Source organism: Paenibacillus rhizoryzae (assembly GCF_059686995.1).
This window is the reverse complement of sequence record NZ_JCAALT010000005.1, coordinates 302,868-323,139: the sequence shown is the minus strand read 5'-3', so window position 1 is coordinate 323,139 and position 20,272 is coordinate 302,868. Positions and strand designations below refer to the sequence as shown.

The 20,272-nt window shown below is 46.2% G+C and carries 5 protein-coding genes; 3 read left to right on the top strand and 2 right to left on the bottom strand.

The genetic code is table 11. The features are described from left to right. Positions 1-142 precede the first annotated feature (142 nt). Entirely contained in the window at positions 143-7,753 is a 7,611-nt protein-coding gene (locus AC6ESO_RS16920) for an S-layer homology domain-containing protein (protein WP_497092376.1), read from the bottom strand. A gap of 587 nt (positions 7,754-8,340) precedes the next feature. Beyond that, positions 8,341-13,098 carry an S-layer homology domain-containing protein gene (locus tag AC6ESO_RS16915; RefSeq protein ID WP_497092375.1) on the bottom strand — a complete coding sequence of 1,586 codons (4,758 nt, stop codon included), beginning with the start codon at positions 13,096-13,098 and terminating at the stop codon, positions 8,341-8,343. Between the two features lie 598 nt (positions 13,099-13,696). Between AC6ESO_RS16915 and AC6ESO_RS16910 the strand changes: the two genes are divergently transcribed. From AC6ESO_RS16910 to AC6ESO_RS16900, 3 genes are all read left to right on the top strand, one after another. Next, positions 13,697-14,992 carry a Gfo/Idh/MocA family oxidoreductase gene (locus tag AC6ESO_RS16910; RefSeq protein ID WP_497092374.1) on the top strand — a complete coding sequence of 432 codons (1,296 nt, stop codon included), beginning with the start codon at positions 13,697-13,699 and terminating at the stop codon, positions 14,990-14,992. A 137-nt stretch (positions 14,993-15,129) separates the two neighbouring features. After that, positions 15,130-16,668 carry an S-layer homology domain-containing protein gene (locus tag AC6ESO_RS16905; RefSeq protein WP_497092373.1) on the top strand — a complete coding sequence of 513 codons (1,539 nt, stop codon included), beginning with the start codon at positions 15,130-15,132 and terminating at the stop codon, positions 16,666-16,668. 18 nt (positions 16,669-16,686) lie between these two features. Further along, positions 16,687-20,268 (top strand): hypothetical protein, encoded by a 3,582-nt coding sequence (locus tag AC6ESO_RS16900; protein WP_497092372.1) that lies wholly within the window; start codon positions 16,687-16,689, stop codon positions 20,266-20,268. The last annotated feature ends 4 nt before the right edge of the window (positions 20,269-20,272 follow it).

Genomic DNA, 20,272 nt, shown 5'->3' with positions numbered 1-20,272 from the left:
CGGTCAGCGCCTTTTTGTGGTAGTACGCCCAGCATGGGCATAGGCAAAACTAAAAAGCCTTAGTCCGGATTACCGGACTAAGGCTTCTTTAGTGACATCATAATCGAAGATGTCTTGTTATTCCTTTACTACACGAGCGATATTAATTAATATTTACGGGCGGATCTTGAACGGGACATACAAACGTCATTACATGACTGTTCTTCTCAAACATGGGATCCCCATTTATTGTCATATCGCTGTACGTTACAGTAGCTATGATGTTGAATGGAGTGTTATTCAAGTAAGTGATTATTCCGGTTGATGGATTTACAGTACCTGCAGAAGTGTTGCTAGAAGTATATTTCACAGAAATATACGAGTGACCATCCGTGTTTTTGTCAGCATCAGTCCACGCAGCTGCAAGCCATGCAGGATAAGCAAACTGAGCGTCAGAAACATTAGCTGGCAATGTAGCATCCGCCGTAGCATTAGCATCGACAATCGTTACATGGTAAACGACGGTACGTGGAGCAGCAAAGCCTCCGTCGCTAGTCATGGCGGTAACTGTAGCCGTACCGGCTTTCAAACCGGTAATGACGGCACCGTAGAGCGTTGCATTCTTAGCAGCTTCATATCTTGTTCTCAGATCCAGGGTTTGGTTATTCTCGTCATTCCAAGAATCTGTAACCCATGAAATGTTTTTGATATAGGAGCTTTCACTGCCTGTAACGTCCAAGTTTTTGCTTTCTCCGACTTGCAGCGTAATGTTTACGTCCTTGGTGCTCGTAACCGCATCGCTAATAGCAGGAACTGGAGCGTTGACAGGGTGAGTCGCCGCATTGCCCAGCTGTGCGATAAGCGCTGCATTCGTAGGATCCATAGCGAACCAGAAAGGCGTCGATATTGCGGTTGAAGATTCCATGGCTGTTATATCGTTGCCGCCATCTGGATCGAACCAAGTTCCGTTGTATTTCGTCATTCTAAATTCATCTCGAGGAAGCAGCTGGTCAACCCAGCTATCGTTGGCAGCGCCGCCGAGTAGTTTCGTTACATCATTTCTGCCAGATGCGTTTACGTCCCAATATCCGAGGTTGCTCGGCATACGCGTCAGCGCCCAAGCAGCGGCATCGGTATCCACCTGATCCGTACTGGTATCTACACCTTTGGCTTTCAAAAGAGCTAACGATACAGCGTAGAAATTGGTCAGGAACGGGTTCTTGCTTCTCTTCTCGTTATACCACCATTGATTAATGGCATTATGATACGCATTCAGAACATCCGGTTGTACCTGATCAGGCAGTGTGGCTGCGATTCCGAAGAATACGCTAGCTTCTTCTTCCTCATCGGAATAGTTGAGGTAGTTCTCGAATGAAACGCCCGGTACCCCTAAATCGTCGCCGTTATGGGCGGAGATTCCGAAATAGCGGCTATGATATTGTTGAATCATATCCAGTAAGGAAGTCGAGTTAGGTGTATTTGCATATCTTTCCTTGTACAGGCTGGATGTAGCCATGGTGTTAAATTCAGCTTCATAGTCAAGCGGAGTCGGCGATTTGAATGTGTCATTCGAATATGCGGCTACGGAGTTGTCTTTCGCAAATTTCATAGCCGTCTGAAGCATTTCGAAAACAATCAAAGCATTCAACGGACCATCCTCATAGTCGCTTCTGCCCCAAATATTATTGGAACCATCCAGGAACTCAGGGTTGAAATTGCCCCATTTCGATGGAATGGCAGGGAAGTTAAGACCATTACCGCTTGCTTGAGTTGTAAAGCCGTCGTCATATTTGGAGCCGCCGATTCTGAAATCCGGAGAAATCGCGATACGAGGTCCCAAACCTGCCAGATAGTAGTTATTAATGATAATGCTGTTCATATTGGCGGTAACTGCAGTTTTGATCAGGCCGGCGAGCTCCGGATCTACCGTCTTGAATGTGTCGTAAGCCATGTTATAGAACGCGTAATCCGCAACCAGTTCGTCAGAGCTTGTATCGTCCTTGTAATAAACTCTGTTGTCGGCGATATTAAGGTTCGGATCGTATAACTTTCTGAGACGTTCAGGAACAGGCATATTGGCATAAGATTTCAACGCAGCATAGTTCGTGCTGTTGGAGTTGCTGGAAGCATCGAGCAGTGCCGCGTAGTGTACTGTATTGCCATTGATATCTACAGCTGTGCCGGCATCTTTGTGCAGCCAGCGGTTCGAATCATGCATAACGGCAGGACGGGTAGTTGCATCCGGTCCAATATCGTAAGAACGAGAGATATAACCGTCCGGAACAGGTTGGTTGCCGTTAGGATCAAGCGTAAAGGTACCATCCGCTTTCATGAATACGGGCTTGCCTTCGTCAGATCCATCTAGGTTAGCATGCAGCAGCGTCAGTACATAAGGCTGAACTTCCTCTTTGGCAGGGACCTTCAGCTGTCTGCCGGAAATATAAGCCAGAAGCGTAACAGCCTCAGTTGCGCGAGTAGCTGAAGCTTTGGCATCGATCGTTCTAGCATCCGATTCGCCGTATGTGGCTCTCATGTAGTTATAGCGCGCAAGCTCTCCCATGCCGTACAAAGATGTCCAAGTTCCGTCATTATCAGTGCCATTCAAGCCGCGCACAATATCGGTTTGGTCTTTGTTTCCCATAATCGCCGCAAGCTTATCGGCTTGCGAAGCAAAACCAATAGAGCCCCCGCCGGATTGATAGCCGAACCGATCGATAATGTTTCTGGAAACTTCTTCTTGCAGCAGCGCCTTGGCTTGAAGCGAAAGCTGTTTCCTTACGATGTGAGTCGCATTTCCGGCAGCGTCTTTAATCCAAAGACCGCCATCAATGTCTGTCATTATTTGGCTGATCGCTTGAGTCGAGCCAGCTGCATTTTGCGGAATATATCTTCCGCCTTGCAGGTATTGAATTTGATCGCTTGGATTGCTCATGTTCGGATCATACAGCGTGACGGAAGCCATATCGGAAGCCATCATCCATTTTACGCCGTTTGAGCCGTCAAGGTATCCGGCATAACTTGCCGCAGGCCAGCTTCTTCCCGCAGGCGCTTCCACACTTGTGTTATTGAGTGTTGCGGTTTTAAAGATTTTGGGAATCTCACTGTCCCCGACACTGTAGTAGTAAACGAGCTTTTCTAAGTTAGTCGCGATAGCAGGGTCATTGGTCACGTTAACAATAAACGTAGCGGTTTTTGCGCCTTGAACAGCTGTAATTCTAGATGCTCCGGCAGAAACGACTAGCACTTTGCCGGCATAATTGCCGGAATCGTTGCCGACTGTGTCGACATACGCTACATATGGATCAGACGTTGTCCATTTAATGGGCTGCGTCAAGTCGAACCCTTCAGGCTGTAGATGAGTGATCTTTGTGCTTTGCAGGTTTACAATTGGTAAATTAGTAAACACAGGACATACAAACGTCAACACATGGCTCTTCTCAAACATTGGGTCTCCATTTATCGTCATATCACTATACGTAACGGTAGCCATGACATTGAATGGAATATCAGTCAAGTATGTGATTGTGCCGGTTGCAGGGTCGACTGTGCCTGCTGTTTCGTCAGAAGAAGAATAGGCAACTGATACACTCCGGTGTCCATTTGTATTCAGATCTTGCTCCGCCATGGCTTCTTGAAGCCAAGCAGGATATGCAAAATCAGAAGCGGTAACTTGAGTGAGATCCTTTGCGGTTGCACTCGAATTAGGGTCTACAACTGTAATGTTATAAACAACGGTTTTCGGTGCAGGAGAGAATCCATCGGCAGTCAATGCTGTAACCGTTGTTGTGCCAGGCTGTACGGCAGTTACTTGTGCCGGGAAGAATTGCTTCTGCTCAAGAGCATCATAAGAATACAAGTTTTTCAAGTCAATCGTTTGTGTATCTTGCGTCCATGAGCTTGTGTTCCAGATGATGTTCTTCACATAAGCGTTTTCAGTACCGGTAACGTTTAGTGTTTTTTGTTCACCGACGTTTAAAGTCAGGTTAACTGTTGCAGCATTAGTGGCAGCATCTTTAATAGCGGGAGCAGGGCCGTTATTAGGTTTTGCATTTGAGCCTAAAGTATGGATCATTTGAATATTTTCAGGAAGAATGGACATCCAATGAGGCAGGACGAACGCAACTTGGTTGTATAGGGACAATTTGCCGCCTTGGTTTGGATCGAACAAATCTTCACCGACCGTATAGCTGCGCATTTCATCTCTTGGCAATGCCTGGTCCATCCATCCGGTAGAGTCGCCATAAATCAAATAGGTGACATCCGTTCGGTCCGTATTGTCAACATCCCAGTGTCCGCCATTAGTTGGGAAGCGGCTTAAGCTATGGTTAGCGCCAGCGATATCTACCTCATCATGGGATACATCAATGCCCAACTGCTTGAATTTTGCCAGGATAAGCGCATGATAATAGGTTGCCCACGCGTCTCTATATCTTTTGACGTTATACCACCATTGATCGAATGTCGTTTTGTAAGCTTGTAGAACAGCAGGGTCGGGATCATCGGGCATTGTATTGACAAGCGAGTACATAATGTTAATCATCTTGTGTTCATCGCCTGTATTCAAGTAGGCCTCGAAGCTCGTACCAGGCGCGCCGAAGTCATCACCGTTATGCTCAGCGATGCTGAAATATCTCGTCATGTATTGCTGCATCGTATCGAGAGCGGAAGTAGAGTTAATAGCGCGCGGGTATCTCTCTTTATATTTAACAGGGTCGACCAGCGTACGATACTCTTCCATGAAATCGATAGGCTTTGGCGTATAATATCCGTTTCCATTGTAATAAGGAATTGCGGTATCCTTATCAACCATCATGGCGAGCTGGAGGACTTCCAGACCAATGGCCATATTCAGCGGACCATCCTCATAGTCGGACCCGCCGATCGGATCGCTAGCTCCATCCATGAACTCCGGTTCGAAGTTACCCCATCTCGTGTGATAGTTAGGCACATTCAAACCGTTGCCCGAATTTACGAAGCCTATGCTTGATTTAGTACCGCCGGTTTGATAATCAGGATACAAATCACGGCTCTTGTTCGCACTGATACCTGCGATGTGGTAATTGTTGATGATGGTATGGTTGGCAATCGTGACAATTGCTGTTTTCAGCAGAGAAGCGAGCTCCGGATCTGTATTTCTGAATGTCTGATACGCGAGCGTATAGAACGAAACGTCATTGTTCAACTCATCAGAGCTTGTGGAGTCTTTGTAATAAATCGTGTTTTCAGGTATGTTTCCGTTTGGATCATACAGCTTGGACAAGCGCTGCGGAACAGGAACGGTATCGTAAGCTTTCAAAGCACTGTATTGATTTTTTTGTTCTTTAGCCGCAGAGACGTTCACATTTATAAGCTTAGAATAGGCTACTTCTTTACCATTGATATCTGTTGCTGTACCCGCACCTTTTTGTAAGAATGCGCTGTCTCCCAGCTTAGAAGTATCTTGTCCTTTCGGAATTACGGTGAAGGTACGAGGCAAGAAACCATCTGGAGCAGGTTTGCCCGTATCGGTTAACGTATACTTTCCGTTAGTATTCAGGTAAACCGGCTTACCTTCATCAGATCCGTCAAGGTTAGCGCCTAGCAGCTGAAGAATATAAGATTTTGCCTCTTCTTTGGCTGGCACTTTCATTTGTCTGCCGGAAATATAAGGCAGTAAAGCAGCAGCCTCTGTTGTTCGAGTAGCAGCTTTCAGCGCATCTTTAGTTCGCTCATCGCTTGGACCGTATTTGCTCAGCATGTTCTTATAGTAGAAAATTTGGCTTCTGCCGAAAGTAGCCGTAATCGAACCGTCATTATCACCAACCTCAACCTTGAAGTCAAGGTCACTGGCATCTTTCTTGCCCATGATCGCAGCAATTTTGTTAGCGTAGGAGGTGGTATTGGTATCATTGCTTGTCATGCCGAATCGATCATCAAAATTTCTCATGATCTCTTGCTCAAGCATAGCTTTGCCGCTAAGGGATACCTGTTTTCTTACGATGTGAGTCGCATCTCCATCGGCGTCTTGGATCCAAAGCCCGCCGTTTCCATCTGTCATGATCTTACTGACAGGCTGAGTGGCGCCGGATGCATTTTGAGGCAGATATCTGCCGCCTTGCAGGTATTGAATTTGGTCGATCGGATTCAAGTTCGGATCGTACAGCGTGACGGAATGCATGTCGGAAGCCAACATCCATTTGACGCCATTTGAGCCTTCAAGGTATCCGGCATAGCTAGACGCAGGCCAGGTTTTTCCGGTAGGGGGAGTAAGGCTTGTGTTATTGAGTGCCGCAACATTAGGAAAAGCTGGAATCTGACTGTCGCCAGCTTGGTAATAGTAAACCAATTTTTCTAAATTAGTCGCTAGTTGCGGATCATTATTTACGTTGACAGCCACCTTGACGGTCGTGCCGCCTTGTACGCCTGTAATCGTGGCTGTTCCTGCGGAAACGCCAATCAGTTTACCGGCATAATTGCCAGCCTCGTTACCGATCGTGTCTACATAGGCCACATACGGATCAGAGGTTGTCCATTTGATCGGTTGGGTTAGATTCAATCCTGCAGGCTGCAAATGAGTAATTTGAGTGCTGTACATACTAACCGTGGTTCCAGTAGAAATACTAGGAACAACAGGCGTGGAATCGTTAGAAGTACTGCCACCAGCACCGCCAGTACCGCCGCCAATATCTCCGCCAGCAGGAGTTGAATCGGTTATAGTCTTACCAGCAACAATAGATGAAACGTCAGCAGCTACTGTAACGTGAACAGGCTGCTGGGTGATTGTGCTTCCGTTCGCATTGATGATAGCTGTTTGAATGCTGCCTTCACCGGAAACATTTGCAGATGTATTCAGGACCAGTGTGTTAAGTGAGGAGTCGGCGTCCAGGTTAAGCGATGTAACAGATTGAGTATCTCTTACATTCGTTGTACCGGAAACGGAGGAGCCCACTAGATTTAAGCTTTTCGCAGAGACAACACTAAGATCGCCGGTTACCTTGACGTGATTCAAAACAACGGGAGATGTCGCCGCAGCATCAATGACATAAACATCGCCGGAAATAGTAAGATCTTTCAGAACAGCGCCGGGAAGAGCTATGGTAACGTTTCCAATAATCGTAGACGGCAGGTTAGCAAGATCCTCTGGCGTTCTGATTAACGTCCCCATCACGCGATCCGTCATTACGAACGATTCGGCACGGGTAATCGTAGCAAGAGGATTAAAATTACCCTTGCCTCTTCCGTTTAGATAACCTTTAGACGCAAGAGCAGAAACGGCTTCTGAAGCCCACTTGGCTATCGCCGAAGAATCACTGAAAGTAGTGTTATTTGTACCAGCAACTACTTGGAATCCTCTTGAAATCAGTGCAGCAGCTTCTTGACGAGTAATTGCAGCTTTAGGATTCGCATTGTTGCTTGCATCACCGTTTAGTAATCCGGCTGCAGAAGCCTTTTGAAGCTCTGCATAATACCAATCGCCAGGATGAGAGTCGGCAAAAGTTTTGGAACCAGCCGTGCTTTGAAGATTGAAAACGCGATCCAGAATCGTAATAAATTCCGCACGAGTAATAGCCTCGTTAGGGTTTAGATTGCCATTAGCATCGCCTTTTAATAAGCCAATGGATGACCATTTTTGCAGTTCTTTCGCTGCCCAGTGAGTAGAGACATCTTCTTTCGCTGGTCCTTGCGTAGAGACATCTTGAGAAGGACTTGCAAAAGCTGCTGTGCTTGATAGCAACATGCTGCCAATAGCAATTGAAGAAATGACTTGCGAGGTTTTTCTCGTTTTTCTCGGCATTCTCTGTGCTCCTTTAGTTGGATTTCTGGCATTGCACCTACATTTGAAGCGCTTACAATTATGGTGTAAAGCAACATGCGAGAACCATATTCAACCAGTCTGCATGATAAGTCTCATTATGCTCCACTCTTTTAGTCGTTTGTAGGTAGCTCATTTAACAATTTCAATCTTTAATTGGCGCATTTTTTTTGAAAAAATATTGAAAATTGTTATTATCTATCATTTTATTGATTAATATAATCATTTTCGTGTCGATAATTCGCGACTTCATATAAAAGCATTTTGCATTGATTGGATACGTAAGGATTCCCGTGCGTAGAAAAGAGAATTCACTCCTTTTGAGGGGGCGAAGCTTGACTCTTTCGGCAATAGGGATACTAGGTCGTGTTAAACCTTTTATTGCATAAAAAAACCCCTCGATTGGTTTTAATCTAAATACACGGTTAAGTGTAGGAGACTCAAATCCAATTTCGGGGTTTTAGAAACATCACTATGGGAACTTTTCTGAAACTTTTTTTAAAGCGCAGCACATACCATTTACCTATGGTATGTGCTGTTATTACATGAGTACATAAGCAAGATCAAAGTTACGGAGTTGCTGGTTTTTGAACAGGGCATGCAAACGTCATTACATGGCTGTCTTCTTCAAATCTAGCACCTAAATCATCATAAGCATCCGGATCATTGTCTGGATCAGCATTTACTGTTGTATCGGAATAGGCAACAGTTGCGATTACTTTGAATGCATTACCAGTCAAATAAGTGATTTCACCTGTTACAGGATTAACTGTACCATCTGTCTCAGAAGAGGAAGAATAAATAACACTTACAAATGGGTTGCCATCTGTGTTTAGGTTAGGTTTGTTCATTTCCGCAATCAGCCATGCTGGATAAGCAAAGCTGCTTGCCGTAACAGAAGCAGGAGATGCCGCTACTGCACTTGCTTTAGGATCAACCACATTAATCGTATACGTGATTGTTTTCGGAGTTCTGAAGAATCCGTCGATTACGTATGCGGTAACCGTAACGGTTCCCGGTTTGAGACCTGTTGCATAAGCCCCATAGTGTTCGCCCGCCACGCTGATACCGGTTGCATCAACGTGTCCAACTTCACCATTTGCGGCTAAAGTTCTCAGGTCGATTACTTGGAATTTACTTGGGTCAGCATTCACTTGCATAGGCTTTCCACCAACATAGCCTGACTGATTCCAAGCGTCTGTCAGCCATGAAACGTTTTTGATATAGCCGGTTGTGATCGCATCAAGCTTTACAGAGTCACCGACATTAACAGTAAAGGTGTGTGTAGCTGCATTGTAGTTCGCACCAGGGTTCACCGTAGCAACATTAGTAGGATAAGTCAGGCTTTCTGTTCCATTGTTGACCGGAGCAGTAATAGCTGTTCCCAGAGCATTTACATAAGCCGCATCTTCTGGATTCTTCGTCAACCAATAAGGCATCGAAATAACGGTCGAAGACTCCATGGATTTCGAGGTGCCGGAATCAATTGTTCTTCTATCCATCGTACCGAATATGTTCGTGTTATATTTAGACATCATCACTTCATCGCGAGGAATGAGCTGGTCAACCATGAAATCAGGTGCAACATGCGTTACATCGTTTCTGTTGGCTGCAAGAACATCCCAGTTCATGAAGTTATTCGGAATACGAGTCATCTGCCAGACGGAACCGGCAAGATCAACAGTTGGAGAACCAATGTCAAAGCCTTTATCCTTCAATGCACCGAGAGATGCTGCATAGAAAGTGGTCATGAATGGGTTTTTCTCGCGTTTCTCGTTGTACCACCATTCATTCATTCCTTTTGCAATACCTTCCGCATTAGAAGCATCAGCATGGTGAGATAGCGTGTAGTATGCTAGAGCTTCTTCTTCTTCGTCCGAATAGTTCATATAAGCTTCATGAGAAACGCCGTTCTGACCCATTCCATCTCCGTTATGAGCAGCAATACCGAAGTATCTCGATAGATATTGCTGAGACATGTCAAGTAGAGAAGTGGAGAAGTAAGATTTCGGATATCTTGTTTCGTAATCGTTATGAGCATTGGCAGGGTCTGTAGGAGCAACGCCGTCCATAACATTTAGTTCGTTTGCATAATCAAGCGGCTTAGTAGCTATTACGCCTTGAGTAGCAAGAGCAGCTTTCTCAGCGGCTGTATAAGTCCCCATATCCTTTGCAACGACAAGCATTTGCAGGGCAAGCGCTGCATTTAGCGGGCCATCCTCATAGTCATTTCTTCCCCAAGCATTAGAAACACCATCAAGGAACTCTGGATTCATATTCGCCCATTTCGTAGGAACCGACGGATAATTTAATCCATTGCCTTTAGCAGCGTATTCAGCAGGGTTAGAAGGATTGAAACGAGACTCTACCGGGTTTTCGCCCGTTACACTCACTTGATAGTAGTTGTTCAAAATAATCGTATTGGTGTGGTTAATCATGTCATTCTTGATTAGAGCAGCTAGCTCAGGATCGCTGTCTTTGAAAGCACTGTAAGCAAGATCAAGTGTAAAGTAATGACCAACCAACTCATCTGTAGAAGTGGTAGCTTTATAATACACATTGCTGCTATCCAGGTTATTTTCTGTATTTTCCGATCCACCACCGTTTAGGTCGGCATAAACCTTAACAAGTCTGGATGGAACAGAAACAGTGTCATACGCTTTCAATACACCGTTTGGTGAGGAGTAGTTGACCGTTTTTCCGTTGATATCCGTAGTGGATCCGGCCTTCTTTTGCAGCCAAGCAGAGTTTACGCCTGGATTACTATCAGCTGAACTAGCGCCGTTGTTCTTACCGGCAACCTTATAGCTTCTTGCGAAGAAACCGGCGGAAGCAGGCTTGCCTGTATCGGTCAACGTATAGTTGCCATTGGCATCAACAAACACCGGTTTTCCTTCATCAGAACCATCAGGATTTGCTCCTCCTAATAAGGTGTAGATGGAAGGGTCGTTAACATTGTTCTTGGAAGGAACCTTAAGCTGCATACCGGAAATGTAGCCAAGCGTAACGATTGATTCAACAGCACGCGTAGCGGAAGCTTTCGCATCAATTGTTCTAGCGTCGTTATCGCCATACTCGGACTTCATGTAGTTATATCTCCAGATTTCTCCGGAAGCGTACATGGTGGTCCATAGGCCGTCATTGTCCGTATCCCCGATAAAGCTACCAGCGCCTTTATCAGCGTTCATGATCGCTTTAAGCATATCGTCCTTCGAGTTGAACGATATCGAGCCGGATTGGAAGCCGAATCGGTCTGCAAAGTTTCTTGAAATTTCTTCTTGAACCAGTGACTTAGCCATCAGCGACAGCTGTTTTCTCACAATGTGAGTTGCATTGCCTCTATCGCCTAGGATCCAAAGCCCATTATTGCCATCAGGCATGATCTTCGAGATAACCTCTGATGCGTTGTATGAACCAGTTTGTTGTTTTTTATCTTTATCAATATAGGAGAATGATCCAGAGGTATCATTGCCGCCATCCTTGTTGTACATTTGAGGAATGTATCTTCCACCCTCAAGGTACTGAATTTGGTCAGCAGCATATAAATTAGGATCATATAGCGTTACTGCATCAGCAACGATGCCTCTAGTTAATGGCGCAATGTTGGAACCTAACGCTAATTTAAGTCCATCCACGGATTTAAATAAATTATCGTTCGATAGCAGCCACTTCACGCCATTCTCGCCATTAACATAGCCGACATAGTGTGCTGAAGGCCAAGCCTTACCGTCAGGGGCTATTAACGTGTCCGTCTTAAGCTCAGGCGCGTTAGAGAAATCAGGAATCAGAGGATCTTTAGCATTGTAATAGTAAACGACTTTTTCTAAATTCGTTTTCAACTTAGGATCGTTTGTTACGGTTACAGTTACAGTAACGGTGTTAACACCTTGTTTACCAGTAATTGTAGCAGTACCTGCAGAAACACTAAGAACTTTACCGGAGAAATCACCAGCTGCGTTACCGATTGTGTCCACATAAGCAACATACGGATCAGACGTTGTCCACTGGATAGCCTTAGTTACATCCAATCCAGTCGGCTGCAAGCGAGTGACTTGAGTGCTATACATAGCTACAGAAGTGCCTGTAGAAATAGCATCAACCACCGGAGTAGGAGTAGAAGTTGTAACTTCATCGGAAACGGATGGTCCAGCTACCGGTGTTACAGGTGTTACAGGTGTTACAGGTGTTACAGGTGTTACAGGTATTACCGGTGTTACCGGTGTATCGGTTACGGTCTTACCCGCAACCGTTGCAGTCAATCCAGCTGAAACAGTAACATGTGCTGGTTCTTGAGCAATAGTAGTACCGTTTGCATTAATAGTAGCGGTTTGAATGCTGCCTTCACCGGAAACGTTGGCAGCCGAGTTCAGGACCAGCATGTTAAGAGAGGATGCAGCGTCCAGGTTAAGGGACGCAGTAGCATGGGTGTCTTTTACATTCGTTGTACCTGCTACGGATGATCCCACCAGGTTTACGTTTTTCGCAGAGACAACGCTTAGATCGCCGTTTACCTTAACGTGATCGAATACAACCGGAGATGATGCCGCAGCATCAATGACATAGACATCGCCGTTAATTTGAAGATCCTTCAGAACAGCGCCTGGAAGCGCGATTGTAATATTGCCCGTGATCGGTGAAGCAAGGTTAGCTAGGTCCTCAGGCGTTCTAACCAACGTACCCATTACGCGGTCCGTCATAACAAAGGATTCGGCTCGCGTGATATTAGCTTGAGGCGCAAAGTCGTTACTGCCTCTTCCGTGCAAATAGCCCTTAGATGAAAGAGAGGAAACCGCTTCTGCAGCCCAGGCTGCGATTGCGGAAGAATCGCTGAAATTCGAGCTGCCGGTTCCGGCAACAACTTGGAAGCCTCTCGAAATGAGGACAGCTGCTTCTTGGCGAGTAATTGCTGCTTTGGGATTCGCATTATTACCGGCGTCGCCCATCAATAATCCAGCCGCTGAAGCCTTTTGAAGCTCTTCGTAATACCAATCGCTAGGATTAGCGTCAGCAAAGGTTTTTGAGCCGGCAGTACTTTGAAGATTGAAGACGCGATTTAAAATCGTAATGAATTCCGCACGCGTGATAGCTGCGTTAGGATTTAATTGGCCGTGTTCATCGCCTTTCAATAAGCCGTTGTCCATCCATTTTTGCAGCTCCTTAGCTGCCCAATGCGTGGAGACATCTTGCGCTGAATTTGCCGAAGTTGGACTTGGCGTAGTAGGACTTGCCAAAGCTGTTGTGCTCGTGATCAACATACTGCCAATTACGAGTGAAGAAATGACCTGCGAAGTTTTCTTCGATGTTTTTCTCGATGGTTTTCTCGACATTCTCCGTACACCCTCTTTTTGATTATTTGACTGACACCTCAATTATGAATCCGCTTTCAATTATGTCGAACTATTGAACCTATTCCTAGTTAGTTGATTTAGCATATTCAATCATCTATTGACGGCTTTATTTTTTCCAATTGTGCTAAGTTGTCATTATCTATCGTTATTTGATCAAAACAATCATTTCTGTGTCATTTATTGCTTTCCGCACCCTATATCGTAGGGCTTCCAAAATACAGAGTCTTCATTTAAAGTCATATCGCTGAGCGTCACTGGCGTTGAAATTGTATGGCGTTCAATGATGGAAAACGTATGAGGATTGGTTTTGACCTACTCACGCCCATAAATGATAGGTTTCGACATGATTTAATAGTATTGTGTGGGATTTTGAGCATGGATTGATAGTATTTACCAAAATAGGTGAGTATTAACGCTTGTATGGCTCGCTTATAATTTGCTGTGTAATTCATTAACCCACTATGAAAGCGGTATTAAAAGCGTTCTAACGGAAGCATTGTAAGCGCTTCGAATAGTGCTGCCTGTAGTCGTGCAAGGATAGCTTTTGCTTTTTAACTTAAGTAGAGGAGACAGAAGAATGAGCAGCAAAAAGAAGTATGTCATCGTAGGCGCTGGAGGACGGGCGGAATTTTTCTATGCGGCTATTGCAACGGATTATAAGGAGACTTCGGAACTGCTCGCATTCTGCGACATCAATCAAACGCGCATGAATTATGCCAATCGGCTGTTGGTTGAGAACTACGGATCGAAAGCGGTATCCACCTATAAATCGGAGCAGTTCGATGAAATGATCGCAAAAGAGCAACCTGACACGGTCATCGTCACCAGCGTTGACCGTACGCACCATGTGTATATCATTCGCGCTATGGAGCTAGGCTGCGACGTTATCACCGAGAAACCGATGACGATAGAGGAGAACAAATGCCAGGATATCCTGGATGCGGTTGAGCGTACGGGCCGCAGCGTCAGAGTAGCGTTCAATTACCGCTATGCGCCACATCACACGAAGGCTCGAGAGCTGATTGAAGATGGCGTGATTGGCGACGTAGTATCTGTTCACTTCGAATGGATGCTCGATACCCGTCACGGCGCCGATTATTTCCGCAGATGGCATCGCGACAAGCGCAACAGCGGCGGACTTCTGGTACACAAGTCGACGCATCATTTTGATTTGGTCAATTTCTGGATTGGCGCGCAGCCTGAAACGGTATTTGCGTTTGGCAACTTGGCCTTCTACGGCAGAGATAATGCGGAGAAGCGCGGCGTCACCCAGTTCTATGACCGGGGTACGGGCAATCCGATCGCCAGTGACGATCCGTTCTCATTGCAGCTGGATGGGAATGAGTATCTACAAAACATGTATCTAAACGCAGAGCATGAGGATGGCTACAAACGTGACCAAAGCGTCTTCAGCGACGGCATTAGCATAGAGGATTCCATGGGCGTTATCGTCCGCTACAATAATAACGCGATCTTGACCTACTCCTTGAACGCCTTTTTGCCATATGAAGGCTATCGCATTGCGTTTAACGGCACGAAAGGCCGCATCGAGATGGAAATCCTAGAACGCGCCTACATTAACTCCGGCGGCAACAAGGCGGATGAAGGAGCGCTAGAAACGCAATCCATTATCGTTCATCCGGTATTTGCTCACCCGTATGAGGTTCCGGTTGAAGACGGCGATGGCGGGCATGGCGGCGGCGATCCGGTGCTGCTGCGCGATTTGTTCGGTGAACCACAGGAAGACCGATTCAAAAGAGCGGCCAACCATATCGACGGAGCTCGCTCGATATTGACGGGAATCGCGGCTAACCAATCGATCCGTACAGGACTTCCCGTGAACGTGAAGAATCTGGTTTCATTTCATTATTAAGGGACATCAGGCCGCATGCAAAATAGAAATGTTGTATTTTGCATGCGCTTTTTAAGCGCGAGAATTAAAGCGCTTTAATATATCTCGAATATATCGATGTGCAATTTCAAATATCAGGGGGAAAAGGAGCACAGAGAATGGAGAAGAAAGTAGCTAGAACAGTTGCATCATTTGTCCTTGGCAGCATGTTGTTTGCGAGTACGGCGACAGTAGGTTCAGCGGAGGATAGTTCAGGTCATTGGGCTGCGAACGAATTGCGGAATTGGACATCAAATGGATTGCTCCAAGGTGATGCTAACGGTCATTTGAATCCGAACCAGGCTGTTACTCGTGCGGAATTTGCCACTATGCTTAACCGGATTTTCATCCTGCAGAGCACTGCCGGAGCTCAAGGCTTTACAGATGCAACTCCGGGTGCATGGTATTTTTCGGAGCTTCAAAAAGCGTCGGCGGCAGGCTTCTTAACTGGGGATTCGGAGCATCATGCGAACCCAAACAAGCCGATTAGTCGTCAAGAAGCAGCTGTAATGATTTCGCGGGCGTTCCAAATCGTTTCCGGCTCGCAGCACGCAAGCTTTAACGATGGCTCTCAAATCTCCGCTTGGGCTTCGGATGCAGTTTCACTGTTGGCCTCTAAAGGCTTTATTGAAGGAAGAAACGGTGACTTCGATCCGCAAGCCAATATTACGCGCGCGGAATCGATTGTGATGACGGATCGGGTGATGGGGGTCTTAATCAGAACGCCCGAAGACCTCGCGAAGCTGCCTGCAGATGTCTCTGGTAATGTTACGATCGCCCTACCAGGTGCTGTTCTCAAGAACATCACCATCACGGGCGATGTTTATATCACGGACAGCCTAGACCATGATCCTGTTGTATTGGATCATACACGAATAACAGGAGATCTAAGCATCGTTCATGCAAAAGGCGTTAACTTTATCGGCTCGTCTGTCAGCGGAACGACGAATATCGCAAATCGGCAAGGGATTACGGATATGAGTTTGGATGCGGACTCCTCGCTAAATACGCTTAAGGTTAATTCCACTGCAAACGTGGCAGGTAAAGGTAAAATTCAATCAGCGATTGTCAATGCGAACGGCACGGTCATTAACCCGCAGCCTGATCGCGTTACGATTGGAACGGGCATCGTTGCAACCGTTGGAAACGGCAATGATGGAGGCCAGCCAGTCAATATCCCTATTGATACGAATGTTAACCAAGCGCCGATTAAGACGTTTGGCTCGTGGCAAGATGCTCTTTCAAGCGCTAACGTCCCTCAAAACGTTAAATCCTACATTACGGAATTGCGCGGCGAGACAGATCTATTAAACGGGCAAAAGAATGTGATTACGGATGATCTGTTTGGCATTTCGCCAAATGTATTCCCCATTCTTCTAGGGTCCAATGTGACGACCTCTTACATGGACGACAAGAAGAACTTGTGGATCGGAACGAAGACGGAACTCGTGTATCGTTCCAATGCGAGCGGCTCTTTTAAAGAATTTGGGGAAGATGCGTTAGGGTACCCTAACGTCGATATGATTATTCCGGACGGCGCTTACGGCATGTGGGTGTTGTCGGGTAGTGTAACAATGCCGACAGCACCAAATACGCCGGTTGATTATGCTCACACACAAGTCACTCATATCTTAAATTCAGCGGTACAAGGCCTATAGAGAGGGGGAGATTAAACAATGAAAAAGCATAAATCAACTAAACATCTATGGACGAAACTTACATTAGCTTCCGTATCATTGTTAACGGCATCGTCGGTTCCCTCCGGTGTTTTTGCGTCTGGAAACTCCATTACGGCACCTGCTCCAGTCGTTCAGCAACTGGCTGCGCATTATACAAAACAAATCAACTATTTCCCAAATGGTGATGCCCGTATTCCAGGAGGAGCAAATAGCAAGTATGCCGCAAATTGGATAACAAAGGATAACTATGATAAACAATCGGTATTGTCCAACAATAGTGTGCTTCCGTTTGACCTTCCGGGCAGCGTTCTTGCTGCAACGGGACTAGGCAACCAAGTATCGATCGCCTTCAAGGATGCTGATGGCGTGTACTGGGTTGTCGTCAATCCGAAAGGGTTGGTACGGATTGACTTTGGCGCATCCGATGCCAATGATGTTTTCCAATACTTATCCGGGAACCGATATGTGTTTGACGCAACGAACGATGCCAAGAACACCATTACAGGTATAATGTCCGATGGCAATCATGGCGTTTGGATTCAGAACAGCCAAGGCGCAACACATGTGAAATTCGTTCTGCAAACGTTGGCGGAGCAGGCAGCCAACATGGAATATACGCGTGGCGCCTTTGACAGTCAGGGCGCAATTGGTGACCAATCCGGTCTTGTACAAGATTACGGTAATGATACTTCCGATAACGGTCCCGGATATGTCTCCAAGGTGTCGCCAAACCGGAATGTTAGCGGCAAGAATTATTTTCAAGATTCATCAGGCCGTACTTATGGTGAAACGAGCCGACCAACCAACAACTTCGCTTATTGGTCTGGTTTCAACAGCATTGGCGAAGGGGCTAGGTACGACTATTTAGCCAAATTACAGAATCCAACCGCTAATGATATTTTGGCGAAGCAAGAAGCGCGTTCCAATCTGATTCGTACCTCTTCGATGCTAATGCTGCTGACCAAGATCAATGGATTGAACAACGGTACGCCGGCTAGAAGCATTAATGAAATTGGAAGTTCAACGGATGATGGAAGAAATAAGTATAATTTCGCTAAAGCGCCGGAAAATACCGATAAATCAAAAATTCAAATCGGAGATGTGTTCACTTACGGGCATAACTCGGACTTGGATCGGAAAGAGGACCCCATTCAGTGGTATCCGTATTCCCGATTCTTCGGCGATGGACTCCCTATTCACGAGTACAATCCGAACCTTTCGGCCAATAAAGGCTTAACAGATGAACAGTCGCCGAATACACCGGCTACAAACGCTGCCGTTGCTGCGAATGACGCCGCTGCGCCTTGGCAAGGCTACGACCTTTCGTCCAAAGGAGACGCTTCTTTCTCAAGTGGGTATATCTTGGGTAAAGATGGCCCTTACCCGACCATTGCCAAGAGTGCGCATGCAACGAATGGGAAGACGATTTATCAGTCCCAGGATTATAACTCTGCTACCAGCACGCAAGTCGGCGACTGGAACTACGAATATCAAGTCACACAAAATGTGAGTGATCGCTACCCAGACCTTATGGCACTGATCACTTCACCGGACCCGGTGAACCCAACGCATCAATCCTATGGCGGAATCAGTGATCTTGCATTGGGAAGACTTGTCGGCGACGGCACGAATAAAAATCTGGGCCTTATGGTTTATAACCATCCTTCATCGGAAGAGCCTACAGGTGATTTCTCGACGTACTTCTCCTTGTACCACTATGTGCTGGAGCCGGAGCTTGCTAATCCGAATACGCCACAGAATATTAGGGAGCAGGATGAGAAAATTCTTGCAACGCTTCGCGATTGCGCGACGGTTGAATTAAATACGATTATCGACAATGGCTACATGCTAATCGATCCGCACGGCCAGAACTCGTCTTGGGCAAAGTGGTACGCGGACTACTTTAATACCGACAGAGGAACGAATCCATACTCGAACAATGACGGTATTCAACAAAACGAATTTTTCGCTGATGCACCACTGGATGCAGCGGAAATTACGATGTTTATCCGCGTTACGATGGAAATCTTGCAAGATGTGTCCGCAGATACAACGGATGTGCCTGTGCTTCACGACATGGATTCCTGGGTAACTCGCAATGGCAATCCGGCAGAAGAGCATAACTATGCTTACTTCTATACGAAATTTTCCAATGAGTATAACAAAATATTCGCAGGCACAAACTACGCGATGGATGGTTATGTACTGCCCGCCTTCTCGCCGCTGCACACTGCTTCGGATGATTCAACGACGGTCGATCTGAAGGGCAATCCGGTTCCGAAGGCTGCGGATCGTAACGGTTCGGGTTATATTTCCTTCATGCAGAACTTGAAGGAGATTAAAGATAAAGAGCATGAAATGTGGATTAAGGACAATCAGTGGTACATAAAGGCGGCTACCGCGGCACTGGCTGTGAGCGATAACACTTCAGTTGAGGATTACCTGAAGTCGCTGCCTTCTACGGAGCGATCCCCGTATCTCCTAAACTCGCTGCTTATCTTTGACGACGAGTTTGATTTACATGGTGATCCTACGGGAGATAAAGGCGATGCCTTGAGAAAAGATATTGCGCTGGTTCAGCTCCAAATTGAATTCTATAATCAGCTGATGAACAAGGATGCGGGAAGATTAAGTTACAATCATGGCGATGCGATGATGATGTTTGAAACATACTATCCCCTCGCGCTTGCAGCGAAAGATGATGTGCAATATCCAGCCATCCAAAAAGCATATGGTAACGCCTATGATGAAGTTCTCGCATATTCAGGTATTCCAGCGTATACGTATTTGCAAAAAATCATGAATCCTAATGATTCAAGAATCGATGCCCTCGTGAAGCACGACACGTGGATACTCTCGCGTATCCCTCAATATGGCACCGGCAACATGGCGACGAACAACTATGCAAACAGAACGGACTATTTCTTCACTAAAGCCGGCGACGATATGCTTATTAGCGATACGCCGGAATCGACCAGAGTGCTTCCGCTCGATGAGAGAGGCTCAACGAAGTATAATGCTTGGCAAACGAGAGATGACAGCAGCTCATCATTCGTGGATAACAACAATAGCGTAATTACTCCGTTCTCTAAGAATTGGACTGGCGGTACTTCCGGTTATGTGAATCAAAGCTTCGGCCTATTGTACGATCCGTCCATCTTTACAACTTGCTATTGGGTTGGCGTAGCTAACGGCATCATTACAGAGCAGCAGCCTGTTCAAACGGTTCAAGCGCCATATTCGGTAATGCCTAGTTTCGTAACAACAAGCGCTAGCTTCGGCGTTGACGGTTCTGCACCGGTTTCCATCACGGTTAATGCAGGCCGCGGATCGACCGGAACTACGTATGTTTCTTCGATCACGGCTGGCAGCCAAACCTTGGTATACGGCGTTGATTACACTACGTCCTTTGTGGCTCCGCAAACGTTCAACGAAACAAACGGACTGCTGACGATCATCCTTACCCCTGCGACGATCCAGGCGCTTTCTAACAGCGGAGCGCAGGCTCTTGACTTAAAGGTAGTGCTTGGTGGAGCAAGCGGCGTAACGGGCAGTGTATCCTTGAACGCCGGCTCGTAATGAT

Excerpts from the sequence above, each read along its gene's own strand:
- AC6ESO_RS16920 (WP_497092376.1), bottom strand. The coding sequence starts at position 7,753 with ATGCCGAGAAAAACGAGAAAAACCTCGCAAGTCATTTCTTCAATTGCT.
- AC6ESO_RS16905 (WP_497092373.1), top strand. The coding sequence starts at position 15,130 with ATGGAGAAGAAAGTAGCTAGAACAGTTGCATCATTTGTCCTTGGCAGC.
- AC6ESO_RS16910 (WP_497092374.1), top strand. The coding sequence starts at position 13,697 with ATGAGCAGCAAAAAGAAGTATGTCATCGTAGGCGCTGGAGGACGGGCG.
- AC6ESO_RS16900 (WP_497092372.1), top strand. The coding sequence starts at position 16,687 with ATGAAAAAGCATAAATCAACTAAACATCTATGGACGAAACTTACATTA.
- AC6ESO_RS16915 (WP_497092375.1), bottom strand. The coding sequence starts at position 13,098 with ATGTCGAGAAAACCATCGAGAAAAACATCGAAGAAAACTTCGCAGGTC.